Origin of the sequence: Desulfosediminicola sp., from assembly GCF_048381775.1 — a bacterium.
Taxonomy (GTDB): domain Bacteria; phylum Desulfobacterota; class Desulfobulbia; order Desulfobulbales; family Desulfocapsaceae; genus Desulfopila; species Desulfopila ganghwensis.
The window spans coordinates 269,864-284,655 of the sequence record NZ_JBLXGE010000001.1 but is presented as its reverse complement, the minus strand read 5'-3'; the positions used below and the strand labels follow the sequence as shown (position 1 = coordinate 284,655).

The following is a 14,792-nucleotide window of genomic DNA, read 5'->3' as shown; positions in this document are numbered from 1 at the left end:
TGGGGATTTATTCCAGAACGAAATCCGCACGCCTGTTTTTGGCGTAGGACTCCTCATCCTGGCCAAGAAATAATGGCTTCTCCTCGCCGTATGATACGGTTCTGACCCGGATTGGATCCACCCCGAGGTCAATCAGGTATTGCCTGGTATTTTGGGCCCGCCTTTCAGCAAGGGCAAGGTTGTATTCCTTGGTGCCCCTGTCGTCGGTATTACCTTCTACGATTACGTGAGCAGCAGGCACCTCTTTGAGGTAACTGGCATTATTTACCATGTTTTCAACCATGTCCGGCTTGATGGTGGCCTGGTCAAAGCTGAAGTAGACTGGGAGCATTCCCTCTGAGGTGCGGCCCTGGATAAATTTCTGGTCACCGGACCTTGAGTCAACCCCACCGTCGGTGGCACTTGGAATATTGTTCACATAGGTGTCATCAAGGGTTCCTTCGACGGGCAGGTTTTCTTCGGAATATCCCTCACGGTCAGCTGCCGGATAGTTGATGTTGGTGCCGGCCCCTAAGCTGGGCTGGCTGTTAGTGTCAGGTGGAATAACGCTCTTCTTGCTGCAACCGCCAGCAAATAGGATAAGCGATCCGGCAAGTGCTGTAACAAGAAGTGTCGAGCTGATCCTCGTTTTCATGATGTCTCCTGTTAAACTGTAATGTGTATATTTCGTACGATTCACACCTGGGGGCGATTACTGTTGTAACGTATGGTGAGTTATTCTAGCCGTAATGGAGGCGAGGTCAAGAAAATTTGATAGGATATCTATGGCTTTTACTGCAGGGAGCCCACCTCCGCAGGTAGGGCCGGGATAATCCGGCGTTTCACTGTTTCAGCGTGCAAAACAGCACCCTCTGCCTGTGATAATGTTGTGAAAACGAATTGAAGTCATGGAGAATGAAAATAATGGATATTACCCTAACCACACCCGCTCTGTTGTTTCCTGCCGTTGCCTTTCTGCTGGTTGCCTACACCAGCAGATTCCTCGCTACCGGAGCGCGAATACGCAGCCTGCATGAGCGGTATAGATCAACATCGGACGCAATTGTTTTAAAACAGATTGTCAGCCTCAAGCGCAGGGTTGTCCTTATTAGAAATATGCAGGCCTGTGCAGTGGGCGGGCTTTTTCTGTGCATCTTCTGTATGTTTGTTCTGTTTGCCGGGTGGACTCTTTTCGGTAAAATACTTTTCGTGTTGGCGCTTGCCATGTTTATGGTCTCTCTGTCTATTTCCCTGAAGGAGATACTTCTGTCTGTTGACGCCCTGAACCTGGAGTTACTGGATATAGAAAATCGGGTGACGGACCTGGCCAGGGATAAATGAAATTCAGGAAAATCCAGAATGTTAATTTTACTATCGTGTAGATAATTATGTTGATTTTTGCAGCAACCTGCGGAGCAGGAACTGAAGCCCTGGTGGCCGGAGAAATAGAAAACTTTGGTGCTTCCGAGATAGTAGAGGGGAGAGGTGTCGTTACCTGGAGGGGTGAGATCGAAAGCGGTTATCGAGCCTGTCTCTGGTCACGATATTCTTCCAGGGTTTACCTGAAGATCGCCGAATTTCATGTGAAAAATGAAGAATCGGTCTATGAGGGAGCGCTCTCCGTTGACTGGCAGGAGCACATGGAAAGCTCCACCACCTTCGCTGTTGATTGCACAGTTGCAGCAAAAGCCCTGCAGATCCACAGCAAGTATGCTTCGCTCAAGGTTAAGGATGCCATTGTGGACCAGTTCAGGGATCGGTGCGGGGAGCGTCCATCGGTCGATACCGGCAGACCTGGAATCCGGGTTCACTTACTCATACGGGAAGATGTTGCAGAGCTGTCCATTGACCTGTCCGGCGAGAGTCTCCATCGCCGGGGTTACCGTGTTGATACAGGCATTGCACCTCTTAAAGAAAACCTCGGCGCCGCTATTGTGAAACTCAGTGGCTGGCTTGATGGGGGGGGCGGTCCGCTGATTGACCCCATGTGTGGTTCTGCGACGCTGTTGATTGAGGCTGCCCTTATGTATGGTGATTCCGCCCCGGGCTTGTCGCGCAACTATTTTGGCTTTATGGGGTGGCGGCAGCACGATAGAAAGCTCTGGAACAGGCTCGTTGATGAAGCCATGGGCCGTGAAGATGATGGCTTGCAGAAGGAGTGGCCACAGATTATCGGCTACGATTCAGATATCCAGACTGTACGAACCGCTCGGAAAAACCTGGTTCAGGCCGGCCTTGAGGATAAAATTCATATCGAACAGCAGGAGTTGGCGCTGCTGCAGCCTCCGGTGGATTCGGAGAAAGGCATGTTGTTGTCAAATCTGCCCTTTGGTGAGCGTCTCTCAGATGCCGAAGAGGTTTCCTGGCTCTATCGGGCTATTGGCAATAAAGCGCAGGATTTGTTCCAGGGCTGGAGGCTTGGCGTCTTTATCGCCAACCCGGAGTTGACTGATAGTTTCGGACTGAAGTGGGATGACAAGCACCGCCTTTATAACGGCTCGCTTCAATGCCGATTGCTTACGACTGTTGTAGCTGGGAGGGAACCGGTCGATTTTCGGTGGCAGTTCAACCCTGAACCGGCTGAGGGTGAAGGTGCCGATTTTGCAAATCGCCTGAAGAAGAACCTGAAAAAGGTGCTGAAGTGGGCGGAAAAGGAAAACATCACCTGTTTCCGGGTGTATGACCGTGACCTGCCCGAGTTTAATATAAGCGTTGATCTTTACGAAAAATGGGTGCATGTGCAGGAATACGCACCTCCGTCGAGCGTCGACAAAAAGCTTTCATCCGCACGATTCCAGACCGCCTTGAGGGCTATCAGGGAAACCCTTGGGCTTCGTGCCGACAGGGTCTTTATCAAGACCCGTGAGCGACAGCGGGGCAAGCAGCAGTACCAGAAAAAATCGGCCAGAAAGAAAATGCACGTGGTGCGCGAGGGAGAGAGTCTTCTCCTGGCCAATTTTACCGATTATCTCGACACCGGTATTTTCCTGGATCATAGACCGGTTCGGGCAAAAATTCATTCCATAGCCAAATCAAAAAGGTTTCTGAACCTGTTTGGTTATACCGGCACAGCGACCGTTCAGGCGGCCTCGGGGGGTGCCGCGTCGACCGTTACCGTTGATCTGTCAAACAACTATCTGCACTGGGCGCGAATGAACCTGGCGTTAAACGGTTTCGATACCCGCAAAAACAAGATTGTTGCTGCAGACTGCATGCAGTGGTTGCGAGAGGATCAGGGAACCTACGACCTGATCTTCGTCGATCCGCCGACTTTTTCAAATACCAAAAAAGATAAACGTGTGTTTGACGTGCAGAGGGATCATGTGGAGTTACTGACCAACTGTATGGAGCGATTGTCGGAAGACGGACTGCTGATTTTTTCAACGAATTATCGAAGATTTACTCTCGACCAGGAAATGACAGAGCTGTATCAGGTTGATGATATAGGTGACAGCACCATTCCCTTTGACTTTTCACGAAACAGGAAAATTCATAAATGCTGGGAGTTTAGAAAACGAGGATAATTCGCCGAAAGGCCCGGCAACAACGGCTATCTAAATTTCCTGGTTGACCAGTATCGTGCTACAATTAAGCAGTTGCCGATCGCGGTTTTTATTTCCGCGATGGGCTGGTATCAAACTTACTATAACGTCTCGCACAGACCGTTTTGATACTGGAATATTATGAAAATCCTTATCGTCGAAGATGACTTCCTGACACGATCACTTCTCTCGGCCCTGCTCTCCGAGTACGGCGTCTGTCATGTTGCTGCGAACGGTGAAGAGGCGCTTGCTGCGGTTACCAGGGCTTATGCCGAAAATTCGCCATATGACCTCATCTGCCTGGACATTGTTATGCCGGTCATGGATGGTCAGAAAGCACTTCATGATATCCGTCAAATAGAAGAAAAACATGGTATCTCGGGGCTTGATGCCTGCAAGGTTATTATGATAACCGCCCAGGATGATTCCGAGAACATCATGCGTGCCTTTCACCAGGGAAAGTGTGAAGCGTATCTGACCAAGCCACTCGATCGTGATAAACTTTTGTATCACCTCAAGGAACTGGGACTGGTGGCCGGGTAAAAAATATGTTAGCCTGACACGATGGTGGTGCTCAGTTGGAGGGGGCCGCTGGTGGACAGGCAACTGCAGCATGATCTGAATTGACCTGATCACGAAAATAGAGGGGCCCTGTGGACATGGAACAGCAGCTACCCCGAAAATACCCTTTACCAATTAACACTCAAGCACTTAAGGCACATTTTGCCGATAAATATCAGTTTAATGAGGAGCAGGTCGAACTGATGTTGCAAAGCTCAAGGGAATCACTGCAGGCCATTCTGGTCAGGGCCCACCATGCTACCGATGGCGAACAGCTTGATTTTGAAGAAATAGCGCGAATAGGCCACAGTCTGAAGGGGCTGTTTCTCAATCTTGGCGAAGCAAAATGGGCGGGAGTTGCAAGAGAGATGGAAGAAGGTGCTAAGCAAAAAGATATTGATAACTATTTAGAGATGGTAGAGGGGATTCGCCAGGGAGTGTTGGAGATTCTCCACTATGGTGAGGAGTAAAGCCGTAACTCGAAAGGCGGACCAAGAGCGGAGTTGAACAGGTCGAGGGGACCCTTGATGGGGGCAAAAGAGAGAGCAAAAGGGCAAAAAATGCAAAGTAAAACAAGCGAACTCAGAGCATTACGAGAGCGGATTGCTACTCTGGAAGAGCGCGTGCACCGGGCTGAGCGGGCAAGTCTGATCAAGAGCGAGTACCTGGAGAACATGAGTCACACCATCCGTGACGCGGTAAATGGGGTAGTGGGCATGACGACGTTGCTCTATGACACGGTACTCAACCCGGAGCAGGAGCGATATCTCGAGATGATAAGCACTTCGGTGGACAGGTTGCTTGAAGGAGTTGGTGAAGTACTGGATTACGCCAAGATTGAAGCGGGCCAGCTTGAATTGGAGCCTGTGGATTTTAATCTGAAGGCCAGCCTTGATAACAGTCTGTATCTCTTACGCATTGCAGCTGAACAAAAGGGGCTGACGCTCGGTTGCGAAATCAATAAAGATGTGCCCGAAAACATCTGTGGAGATCCCAAGAGAGTCGTCCAGGTCCTCACCAACCTTATCAGTAATTCCATAAAATGTTCAGAGCGTGGCGACATCTCCATCCAGATCAGTAATGAGGGGTATGATGAAGAAGATAACCTGGTACTTCTCTTTACCGTAAGGGATCAGGGGGAAGGTATCGAGCTCTCAAAACAACAGGATATTGTTCAAGCGTTTGATGTTGAAGATTTTGGGCAAGTGCATCCTGGGGGGGGCGTGGGGCTTGGTCTTGCTATATGCTTAAGACTGGTCAGGCTTATGGGGGGCGAGATCGGCATGGCCTCCGGCGACCAGGGGTCAAGCTTCTGGTTTACCGTACCCTTTAAGGAGGTGGCAGGATTCCAGACAGAACAATCGCCGGATCGGCAGCAGGAAGCGGCACACTACGCCTTGCAGGGGGCAAAAATTCTGCTCGCTGAAGATGAGCCGATCAATCGACTTCTGACGGAAACCATACTTACCCAGGCGGGAGCAGAAGTTGTATCTGTTGAAAATGGCAGGGAGGCTGTGCAACGAACAGCAGAGGAGAGTTTTGAACTGGTCCTGATGGATGTACAGATGCCGGAACTGGACGGTCTGGAAGCAACGAAGCGCATAAGGAAACGCGAGAGGCAACATGGTTCGGGCCGGGTGAGGGTGATAGCACTCACTGCCCTGGCCATGCAGGGAGACAGGGAAAAGTGTCTGCAGGCCGGAATGGATGACTATCTGGCGAAGCCAATAGATAAGGGATCCTTGTTGGAAATGCTGACCCGCTATTTGACTAGAACAGCATTGGTTATGATCAGCGATGTGGTTGATCAGCAGACAACCGTTCGAGCTCTGGTCGAGGAGGGTTGGGAAGTCACTATTGCAGAATCTCCACGTTCAGCACTTTATGAGGCTTCCTTGAATCGGTTTGATCTGGTCATTCTCGAGACCGGAGATGCTGTCTCAGGTGGACTGGAGGCTGCCAAGGTCATCAGAAAGCTCGAGGAATACTCAGGGAGAAGGGCGTATATTTTTGGGGTAGTGGATAAACAGGAGAGTTCTCTGCCGGAAGGGTTGGATGGCAGTCTCAGGCAACCACTCACCAGGGATGATCTACATGAGGTGCTGAAACAGGTCTCGGCTTGAAAAGGTGCAAGAACGGCCCACTGGTGAAAAAGAGCGGAAGCTAAATCTCTTGTTTCATCGTCCAAGGCACCGTATAATGCACGGCTGGCGGAATGAACCCTCACCTTTAACCCCTAATCGCGCTTTTGGGAAACCAGACAGCATTTATATACGGCAGTTATGATCAGTTACTCCAAGGTTTGTCTCGATACGTTCGGCTATGAACTTCCTCCCCGCACTCTCACTTCAGAAGACATTGAAAACAGACTTGCTGAAGTTTATGAACGCTTAAAGCTTCCCCAGGGCAGGCTGGAGCTGATGAGCGGTATCCGCGAGCGCAGGCTCTGGCCCGATGGAACCCGCCCCAGTGAAGCGGCCACCATGGCAGGTGAGGCAGTTTTTGCCAATGGTGATATAGACCGGACTGCTGTTGAATGTTTGATTTTCACCTCTGTATCCAGAGATATGATGGAACCGGCCACTGCCTCTTTTGTTCATAACGCCCTTGGGCTTCCCTGTACCTGCCTTATATTTGATATATCGAATGCCTGTCTCGGGTTTCTGGATGGGATGGTGATGCTGGCTAACATGATCGAGCTGGGCCAGGTGCAAAACGGCCTGGTGGTCTCGGGGGAGACCGCGGAAGAGTTGCTTGAGTCTACTATTATGGCTTTGATCGACAACAGGAATCTGAGCAGGAAAACCATTAAGCCCGCCTTTGCCTCTCTTACCATCGGCTCCGGATCAGTTGGTCTGTTTATGAGAAAGTGCGGAGATGCTGAGACCAAACCGAAATTGGTTCACGGCGCCTGGCAGGCTAACACGGCCCACTCCGACCTCTGTCATGGCAATCAGGCGGGCGGAAAATCGACCCTGATGGAGACTGATTCAGAAGAGCTGTTGCACCGCGGGGTGGAGACCGCACACCAGACCTGGAAACTGTTTTCCAGTACACCGGGCTGGGGAGCAGAGGATATAGATGGTTTTTTCTGCCATCAGGTTGGAACAGCCCATGCGCGATTACTGTTCGATACCCTGGGGCTTGAGCTGGATAAAAACTTTGAGACCCTGGCGTCGTTTGGCAATGTCGGATCTGTATCCGCGCCCATCACCCTGGCCCGGGCGATAGAGGAAAATGTATACCGGCCTGGTCACAAGGGCGCACTGCTTGGAATCGGCAGTGGCATTAATTGTCTCATGCTTGGGATTGAGTGGGGGAAATAGTGACTGGAACAGTCGACAAGAAGCAGGCAGCAGTACTGTTGAACCTGGCCCGGGAAGCGATTGCAGCCCGTCTGCGTGGGGTGGCGTGCAGTGTCGACATTCCGGATGAAGCGGTTTTCAATGAAGAGGCGGCGACCTTTGTAACTCTGAAGATCAAAGGTGCCTTAAGAGGATGCATGGGCAACCTGGAGCCATCATTGTCACTTTGGACGAGTGTGAGCGAAAATGCGGTAAAAGCCGCGTTTGGTGATATGCGCTTTATGCCGCTCAGCCTTGAAGAACTGGATGAAATTGATATTCATATTTCCGTGCTGACCAAGCTGGAACCCCTGGCCTATGATGAAGGTGAAGAGTTGCTGCACCGCCTGCGACCGGGAGTGGACGGTGTTGTCTTGTGTCATGGTAAAGCAGGAGCGACGTTTTTACCTCAGGTCTGGGAGCAGTTGCCGGACCCGGAGCAGTTTTTAGGCCACCTCTGCAGAAAAGCAGGGCTTTATGAGAGATGTTGGGAGAAAGACCATCCCGATATCTTTGTTTATCAGGTACAGAGTTTTGGTGAGGAAGATTGATGAAGGAACTGGTATTACCCGCAGATCTCACACAGCGTCTCGAGAGTCTGTATGTAGAGATGGAAAAGCAGTACAACAACGTGGCGAGAGCGCTCGAGTTTGGTTGTGAGGGGTGTTCCGACAACTGCTGCGATTCGTATTTTCTTCACCACACCCATGCGGAGTGGGCATATCTCAGGCAGGGATTTCTGCTGCTCGACCAAGAGCAGCAAGAGACGGTTCTGGCACGCTCTAAAGAATATCTGGAGCAATCGCAAAAGATATTGGCCAAGGGTGAGCGGCCTCAGATAATGTGCCCCTTAAACGAAAATGGTCTCTGTATTCTCTACAAGCACAGGCTGTTGGTATGCAGAACTCATGGTGTACCTGCGAGAATGCGTCGCCCTGATGGGCAGACCCTGGAGTTTCCTGGTTGTTTTCGTTGCCAGGAGATTGTTGCCGAGCGTGAAAAGAGTGGATTGAAAACCCCAAGGGTTGACAGAACAAAGCATCTAACGGAGCTGGTCAATATTGAAAGCGAGCTTTTGGAGTTCAAACGCCACCTCTACCCCAGAGTCAAACTCTGTATTGCAGAGATGATAGTCAAAGAATTCCCGACCATTCCCACGCCCCATTGTGAGAGGTGAAGCGGTTTGGTTGATGAAGATTGGTTCATAGATAAACGAGAAGTGTTATGAGTGATAAAGAACCTGGAGATCTCTGGGAATCTCTTGGCAGCCTGGATGAGTTTGAGGCGATGCAGGTGCTGACGAGATTATTTTCTATTTATGAAGGGTTACTGGAGAACGATCCTGAAAACCCCGAGCAGCTGAAATTTTTTAAAAATCTTGAACAGGCTCTGGGAGTTGTTCAGGAGTGTAACCTGAACCGGCGCTGACTTTCGGCTCCGGTTTCGTGTCTGGAGGAGCTTGCGAAGGTTGATCCGGGCTTGTGGCGGCCGCGTCTCCGGAGGTCACTGCCGGCAATGAAATGGTAAACGCCGTGCCTTCAAACGGTTTGGAAACAAAGTTGAGGCTACCATTGTGGTGCTTGATGATTCCGTAGGAGATCGCCAGGCCAAGGCCTGTACCGTCTTCCTGCTTTTTGGTCGAGTAAAACGGCTCGAAAATACGGCCCTGATCTTCATAGGCGATACCTGCGCCGGTATCCGCTACTTCTATTTCAATGGTTTCATCTCCCTTTTTGGTGGATATTCTCAGCTCTCCACCATACTGTCGCATTGCATCTACCGCATTCATGGTCAGGTTGAACAATACCTGGGTGAGCTGGTCTTCGATAAGCAGGATATCCTCCATTGAGTTATCATAGGTCTTGGCCACCCTGATCCTGTTGGTAGCAAAATGTTTCCTTTGGAACAGGAGCACCTTGTCTATCAACTGGTGAATATCAACTGTGTCGAAACGACCGGTAGAGGGTTTGTTGAACCGCTGCAGATCCTGGATAAGCTTTTTCATACGACCACACTCTTCAAGACCAAGCTCAAGTAACTGTTTGTCTGCGTTGCTCAGATCGTGGCGTTTATAAAAATCCTCGATCAGGTAGCGGACTCCCATCAGCGGATTGCCGAATTCATGGGCAACGGAGGCGGAAAGTCGGCCCAGAGCGCTCAGTTTTTCGGCATGCAGCAGCTGCAGTTGGGTTTCACGTCGTTTTTCAACTTCCAGGTTCAGTCGATTTACAGTCGATTCAAGCTCTTCAAAGAGCGAAGAGTTTTTCAGCGATATTGCCGCCTGGGTTCCGAGGAGATGCAGGAGTTCCTGACGATCTGGCGGAAAAGCTCCGGTGACGATATTGTTTTCTAGGTAGAGTATACAGAAGATCTCGCCCTGGTGAATAATCGGCATACAGAGCAGGGAGCGGGGCATTTTCTTTAAAATATATGGATCGCTGGTGAACAGTCCCTCCTTGCAGGCGTCGTTAAGCACTATATCGGTGGCACTGTTTATCACATAATTTATAATCGCCGGAGAAGCTACATCCTGCTCGGTTATTGAGGTTCGTGTCAGTTTAACCCTCGAGTTGCGGTAGATCGATCCGTGGACCCTGATATACCATTCATCATCATCTTTTAAGATAAGAAAGCCACGTTGAGCACGGCTGCTTTCCAGTACTATCCACATCATCTTTTTCAACAATTCTCCAAACACCACTTCATCACTGAGAATTCGGGATGCCTTGATAACCGTCATCATATCCAGGCGGGAACCACCCTCCACCGGAATAAGCGAGGTGGCGTGGTCGTTGCTGTCGTAAACTGTCCCGCTATCGCTGCCCTCATAGGGTGAACCATTGACTATCTCCATGCTGTTGAGCTGGCTCACTTTGGCCTTGGCACCCCAGCGATGGTAGCAATAGCGAGCTTCTCGCATATACATCCTGGCTATATGCTCTTTTTTACGATTTTTATAAAAACGTGATGCAAGCTCATAGGCTAATGCTTCTTCGTGCAGGAATTCGTGTTCTTTGGCAAACTGTATAGCCTCATCATAAAGCTCCATTGCTCGCTCGGTTTTCCCTTTTATCCGTGCAAGTTCAGCTTCGATGAGCCGATATCTGTGGCCGTGATTCTGTGGGCTGAGGGTCGCCCAGCGCCGCAGTTTTCTCGTATTACTGCGTATTAACTGCAGGTTTATCAGACGTCGGGTAATGCTCTGGGTTTTGAGCCTGGTTATCCTGGCCAGGCAATCATAGAAGACGTAAACGGGATAGAGAAAGGTCGAGGTCAGTTTGTGAACATGGGGTCTGGCCAGTTCAGAATAATAAAGAGCATGTTTGTAGCGGCCAAAAAGCACAGCATGGATAAGTTTGACCACGTTGGCCATGCAGTATGAAATAGGGTCATGGGAATGGGGAAAACCCGCCAGGAGAGCACTCTCGTCGAAGAAGTTGCCTTTTAGGCGAATGTGGTTTTCGCTTTCCCCCATAAGATTGGCGGTAGCCTGGCGAAACATCTGAAGTCGCGTCAAAATAAGCTGCTGCCGGGTTTCTGTGGCACGAGAGATGAAGTGATCAAGCTCTGAGCGCAACAAGCTGAGACTGTGACCGAGCAAATAGCTGTGCATAATAATGGTAAAGGTCGCATTTCCAGCGGATGTTCCATCGTATTGGCGCTGGCAGTTGAGCAACATTTCCCTCAATTTGGGAAGGGTATTTTTGAGGTGGCTTTGCCAATGCGCCATATAAACGTTGTACATCAGCGTGGGCTGGCAGTTGCTGTTTGTTCCGGAAATCTTCTTTTGTAAATCGAGGGCCTGATTGCCCCGGGCACAACCGCGCCTGACCAGTTTGTCAGAGAAGAATGTGCAGAGCAGAAAGCCGTGGACCATATAACCGAGGATGGAAAACCTTCGGTCGTTGCCCCATTTCAGCGACAGACGGATGCTGTGGGCAGAGAGCAGGGGCAGAAGTTGTGAATTGGTCAGCAGGGCGGCTGTGGTTACATCATAGAGAAAGCTGATAATCGCTCTGGCAGTCCTGTCCTGCATTTCAGGGAGGCTGTCCAGTTGCCTGGGCGATCGGAACATGTAGCGAAACTCTGTTGATAAGAGCGATCTCCAGGCTTTGAGTCTGCCGGGATATCTGGGGATATGGATATCAAGCATGGCAAGTGCCTCAAGACTTGCCGAGAATGCCTTGTCATATTGATTCTGAGCCTTTAACGCCATGATGTAGGCTTTATAGACGTGGCATTTGTCGTAGATGTTTTTTGATTTGTCGCAGACCTCCCTAAAGAGCCGCTCCACTTCACTGTATTTTGCGCAGAGAAAGGCGCAATCACACGCCTCTATGTGCAACCCTATACAAAGGGAGTATTCACCTTGCCAGCTGTCGTGATCCAGACACTTCAGGCCTGTTTGCAGATAATGGTAAGCCGAGGAGTGGTCAGAGAGCAATTTAGCTTTTATTCCCGCCGACAGGTTCACATGGGCCAGTTGAACTCTCTCATCCCTTGAACCGATGAATTTCAGGCTGTGGTTGAGGTGGTTTGAGACTTCATAGAGGCGCCTCTCATACTCCCTGGTTGGCAAAAACTGGACCAGGTATTGTCCGACCCTGAAGCGAATTCTCGAGACTTCTTCGGCTGCCAGTTGAGAAAAAAGCGTATCCCGAATCATCTCATGACTGAAACAGTATGTACACTCTTCGGGTTGGTCTTCGCTGGCTGGTGAACAGGTCACCCCGCTATTGGCTGCTATCAGATTATCGGGAGAATCCTGCACCAAAAAGCCTAGCTGCACGGCATACTGGAGTTGTTCCCGCGTTGTGTCCAGGGAGACTCCGTTCAGTTCGCTGAGGAGTCTTATCGTGAAATATTTCCCGCTGCAACAGGCTGTAACGAGCAGCTTTTGACACTGCTCAGGTAAAGTGGCGAGTCGATTTTTTAAGAGCGTAATGGTGCTTTCAAGTGGAGAAATTACGGCTATATTCTCATCAATCCAAGCCCATGAGTTGCTTTCCTGATCACGATAAAGAATTGCGTCGTCATGGAGTTTATGGAGAAATTGTATCAGGCGCAGAGGGTTGCCTCCGGTTATCCGATTGCAATGGCTGACAAGCGAGGAAAGATTGCCGTTAAAGCGAATAAAGGCGTTGTGCAGGAGTTTTTCCACCTCGGCCGCACCCAGCGGGGCAACCTGGATCTGATCAACTTTCGGGTGAAGAGTTTTGAGCTGTTCAGTGAATTCACTGAAGTGACTTGGATAAATGTGTGCTGGGTCACGATGTGCCGCGATAAACATGACCCGTGAAAGATCTGTCGGGTCGAGGATATTTATGAGGAGCTCCAGGTTAGCCCTGTCAGCCAGGTGCAAATCGTCGATAAAAATTATCAGGGTTGAGTGTGCCTGGCTGGCGGCTCTGATAAATTTTTTTGCCGCTATGGGAAATGAGAGTTGTTCCTGGGGGGGAACCTCGTCGTGCTCGTCACTGGCGGGAAGAAGGTCTTCTATTTCGGGACAAATTTCTGCCAGCACCCGGGCATCACCCTTGATTGTGCGTTGCAGGGCCTTTTTCCAGGAGGCAATTACATCTGGATCACGGCTCAGAATCTGTCTGGCCAATTGTCGCAGGCAGTGGGAGGTTGCGGCATATGGGGTGGATTCGGATCTGCGCTGAATGCTACTGGAGAGAACGAAGGTGGTTTTACTTGCCGCGGTGGTTAAAAATACCCGTGCGAGAGCGCTCTTGCCAATACCGGCCTCGCCGGAGATCATGGTAAATACAGCGGAACCATGATGCGCATTCTGCAGGCCTTTGCGCAGTAGCTGTAATTCATGCCAACGGCCATAAAGTGCGGGGGAAAAAGTAAAGGCACTTTTAGCAGCCTGGGAGGCGGGGTAGCCGACTATGCTGGACAATGATCGATCTCCAACTGTTGCAAAAGCTCCATAGGGTGAGCTGACAGCACTGTGATAATGAGGGGATTATCACAAATGTCTGAACCGATAGAATACAGAATTCGATTGTTGATGATGTCTGATACGCACATCATGATTCTGTATTTCGACAAAATGTTCATGGGATATTGGTATTAGTGATGCAGCGTAAAAGACTCTTCGTAAAAGTCAAGTGTGTCGTCTCTCTTCGGCGATTTTTCGGTAACTATTTTGTTGATCTGTAAAATCACCTGCAATAGTTGAGCAGAATGTCGGCAACCTGGTCCGCACAGTTGTTCTCTGCAGGCCGAGGTCTTGGCTCCTTCACAGAGTTATCGATCAAGTTCAGCCACCTGCCCTCGATAAAGTCTGTATCGTTTATTACCTTGCCCTTGAGTGTTGTTGTAACGAAGTTGGCAAGTATTGCTGATTCGGCGAAAAAGGGCCGGTCTATGCCAATGACCCGGGTGCCTGCCTGGAAACATTCGGCAATGGTTGAGTATCCGCTTTTACAGATTACAAGGTCAGCGGCCGCAATCAGGTCCGGATGATAATAACCTGAGTCGTGGCACAGGCTCATGACGTTGCCGGCAATACGTTTTTGTTCGGGCTGACCTGCAAGAAGAAAGAAATAATCTTTGCGTTCAAAGATCTCGGTCCAGAGGGAGAGTGAAAAATTGAAGCCTCCCATGGAGACCAGGATCAAGTGACGGTCGCCCACACAAAATTCTTCTTTTATGTTTGCTTTGATTTGAGCGGGGCTGGCGCTGCTGAATCGAAAGATCGGGCCGCAACGTTGCGCGGTTGAAGTTGGGACACATATCGGTTCAGTCTGGATGTGGTGGGTGGCTTTAGTGTAGATTGATCTCAGCGTTTCGATATGCGGCACAATTTCAGGAAAGGAGGCGGCGAATGGCTCATATATCCAGTCCCAGGTGAAATTTTCAACAAGCACTGACGGGATATTGGCGGCTGAGGCTGAGACTATTCCGAGCGGGGAGATGTCCGAGAGAACAGCTGAACACCCGGCCAGCTTTTCTACCACAGAGTGAATATGTTGAGGAGAAAGTGGAAACAGTCTGTCCAGAGCCTTTATGGTGGCGGGAAGGTCTGCTGTCAGTGCGTCACGCTGGATGAGACCAACATCGTTTTCGATAGGGATAATGGTGAAATTTTTTAACGACTCCTCAAAGAGGTGGGAGGGGGCGGTGGTGAAGAGCAGTAATTCTAGATGCGGGTACTTTCTTTGTGCCGCCTGCAGAATTGCTATTGACCGGGTGGAGTGGCCAAACCCATGGGCGGTAATACATGCTGCAAGACGAACCGGCTTCTGACTTGAGGGTGCGAAACTGTCGTGGGGTGAGTTCACTTTTGCTCCTCAGGCTGCTGTGGTATTATCCGGCCGGTGTGGACGGAAGAGGATTTCCATATCCTGAATTA

General features: G+C 50.1%; 12 protein-coding genes. 9 read left to right on the top strand and 3 right to left on the bottom strand.

The window, feature by feature from the left end; genetic code table 11:
* Nucleotides 1-7: 7 nt before the first annotated feature.
* Nucleotides 8-634, bottom strand: coding sequence for a peptidoglycan-associated lipoprotein Pal (gene pal / locus ACN5NT_RS01220; RefSeq protein ID WP_136796117.1), 627 nt, complete (start codon nucleotides 632-634; stop codon nucleotides 8-10).
* Between the two features lie 269 nt (nucleotides 635-903).
* On the opposite strand from pal, the gene ACN5NT_RS01215 reads away from it, so the two are divergent.
* From ACN5NT_RS01215 to ACN5NT_RS01175, 9 genes are all read left to right on the top strand, one after another.
* The gene (locus tag ACN5NT_RS01215; protein ID WP_136796118.1) at nucleotides 904-1,320 is read left to right on the top strand and encodes a DUF2721 domain-containing protein; all 417 of its coding nucleotides are present in this window, start codon (nucleotides 904-906) and stop codon (nucleotides 1,318-1,320) included.
* A gap of 47 nt (nucleotides 1,321-1,367) precedes the next feature.
* Nucleotides 1,368-3,503: a bifunctional 23S rRNA (guanine(2069)-N(7))-methyltransferase RlmK/23S rRNA (guanine(2445)-N(2))-methyltransferase RlmL gene (rlmKL, locus tag ACN5NT_RS01210; protein WP_419174189.1), complete on the top strand. Its 2,136-nt coding sequence runs from the start codon at nucleotides 1,368-1,370 to the stop codon at nucleotides 3,501-3,503.
* A 159-nt stretch (nucleotides 3,504-3,662) separates the two neighbouring features.
* A complete protein-coding gene (locus tag ACN5NT_RS01205; RefSeq protein ID WP_136796120.1) occupies nucleotides 3,663-4,064 on the top strand; it encodes a response regulator in 402 nt (133 codons plus the stop codon).
* A 116-nt stretch (nucleotides 4,065-4,180) separates the two neighbouring features.
* Entirely contained in the window at nucleotides 4,181-4,552 is a 372-nt protein-coding gene (locus ACN5NT_RS01200) for an Hpt domain-containing protein (RefSeq protein ID WP_419174188.1), read from the top strand.
* A gap of 90 nt (nucleotides 4,553-4,642) precedes the next feature.
* Entirely contained in the window at nucleotides 4,643-6,205 is a 1,563-nt protein-coding gene (locus ACN5NT_RS01195) for a response regulator (protein WP_419174187.1), read from the top strand.
* A gap of 159 nt (nucleotides 6,206-6,364) precedes the next feature.
* On the top strand, nucleotides 6,365-7,408 hold the full coding sequence (locus ACN5NT_RS01190) for a 3-oxoacyl-ACP synthase III (protein ID WP_419174186.1): 1,044 nt from the start codon (nucleotides 6,365-6,367) through the stop codon (nucleotides 7,406-7,408).
* Nucleotides 7,408-7,977 carry an AmmeMemoRadiSam system protein A gene (gene amrA, locus ACN5NT_RS01185; RefSeq protein ID WP_167495680.1) on the top strand — a complete coding sequence of 190 codons (570 nt, stop codon included), beginning with the start codon at nucleotides 7,408-7,410 and terminating at the stop codon, nucleotides 7,975-7,977. Before ACN5NT_RS01190 ends, amrA begins: the two co-directional genes overlap by 1 nt.
* A complete protein-coding gene (locus tag ACN5NT_RS01180) occupies nucleotides 7,977-8,603 on the top strand; it encodes a hypothetical protein (protein WP_419174185.1) in 627 nt (208 codons plus the stop codon). Before amrA ends, ACN5NT_RS01180 begins: the two co-directional genes overlap by 1 nt.
* Nucleotides 8,604-8,650: 47 nt before the next feature.
* The gene (locus tag ACN5NT_RS01175) at nucleotides 8,651-8,854 is read left to right on the top strand and encodes a hypothetical protein (RefSeq protein ID WP_136796126.1); all 204 of its coding nucleotides are present in this window, start codon (nucleotides 8,651-8,653) and stop codon (nucleotides 8,852-8,854) included.
* On the opposite strand, the gene ACN5NT_RS01170 is transcribed toward ACN5NT_RS01175, so the two are convergent.
* Nucleotides 8,796-13,334 carry a trifunctional serine/threonine-protein kinase/ATP-binding protein/sensor histidine kinase gene (locus ACN5NT_RS01170; protein WP_419174184.1) on the bottom strand — a complete coding sequence of 1,513 codons (4,539 nt, stop codon included), beginning with the start codon at nucleotides 13,332-13,334 and terminating at the stop codon, nucleotides 8,796-8,798. The two genes, ACN5NT_RS01175 and ACN5NT_RS01170, sit on opposite strands and share 59 nt — an antisense overlap.
* A gap of 265 nt (nucleotides 13,335-13,599) precedes the next feature.
* A complete protein-coding gene (locus tag ACN5NT_RS01165) occupies nucleotides 13,600-14,721 on the bottom strand; it encodes a glycosyltransferase (protein WP_419174183.1) in 1,122 nt (373 codons plus the stop codon).
* Between the last annotated feature and the right edge of the window lie 71 nt (nucleotides 14,722-14,792).

Coding starts and splice junctions, on each gene's coding strand:
- pal (WP_136796117.1), bottom strand. CDS start 634: ATGAAAACGAGGATCAGCTCGACACTTCTTGTTACAGCACTTGCCGGA.
- ACN5NT_RS01215 (WP_136796118.1), top strand. CDS start 904: ATGGATATTACCCTAACCACACCCGCTCTGTTGTTTCCTGCCGTTGCC.
- rlmKL (WP_419174189.1), top strand. CDS start 1,368: ATGTTGATTTTTGCAGCAACCTGCGGAGCAGGAACTGAAGCCCTGGTG.
- ACN5NT_RS01205 (WP_136796120.1), top strand. CDS start 3,663: ATGAAAATCCTTATCGTCGAAGATGACTTCCTGACACGATCACTTCTC.
- ACN5NT_RS01200 (WP_419174188.1), top strand. CDS start 4,181: ATGGAACAGCAGCTACCCCGAAAATACCCTTTACCAATTAACACTCAA.
- ACN5NT_RS01195 (WP_419174187.1), top strand. CDS start 4,643: ATGCAAAGTAAAACAAGCGAACTCAGAGCATTACGAGAGCGGATTGCT.
- ACN5NT_RS01190 (WP_419174186.1), top strand. CDS start 6,365: ATGATCAGTTACTCCAAGGTTTGTCTCGATACGTTCGGCTATGAACTT.
- ACN5NT_RS01180 (WP_419174185.1), top strand. CDS start 7,977: ATGAAGGAACTGGTATTACCCGCAGATCTCACACAGCGTCTCGAGAGT.
- ACN5NT_RS01175 (WP_136796126.1), top strand. CDS start 8,651: ATGAGTGATAAAGAACCTGGAGATCTCTGGGAATCTCTTGGCAGCCTG.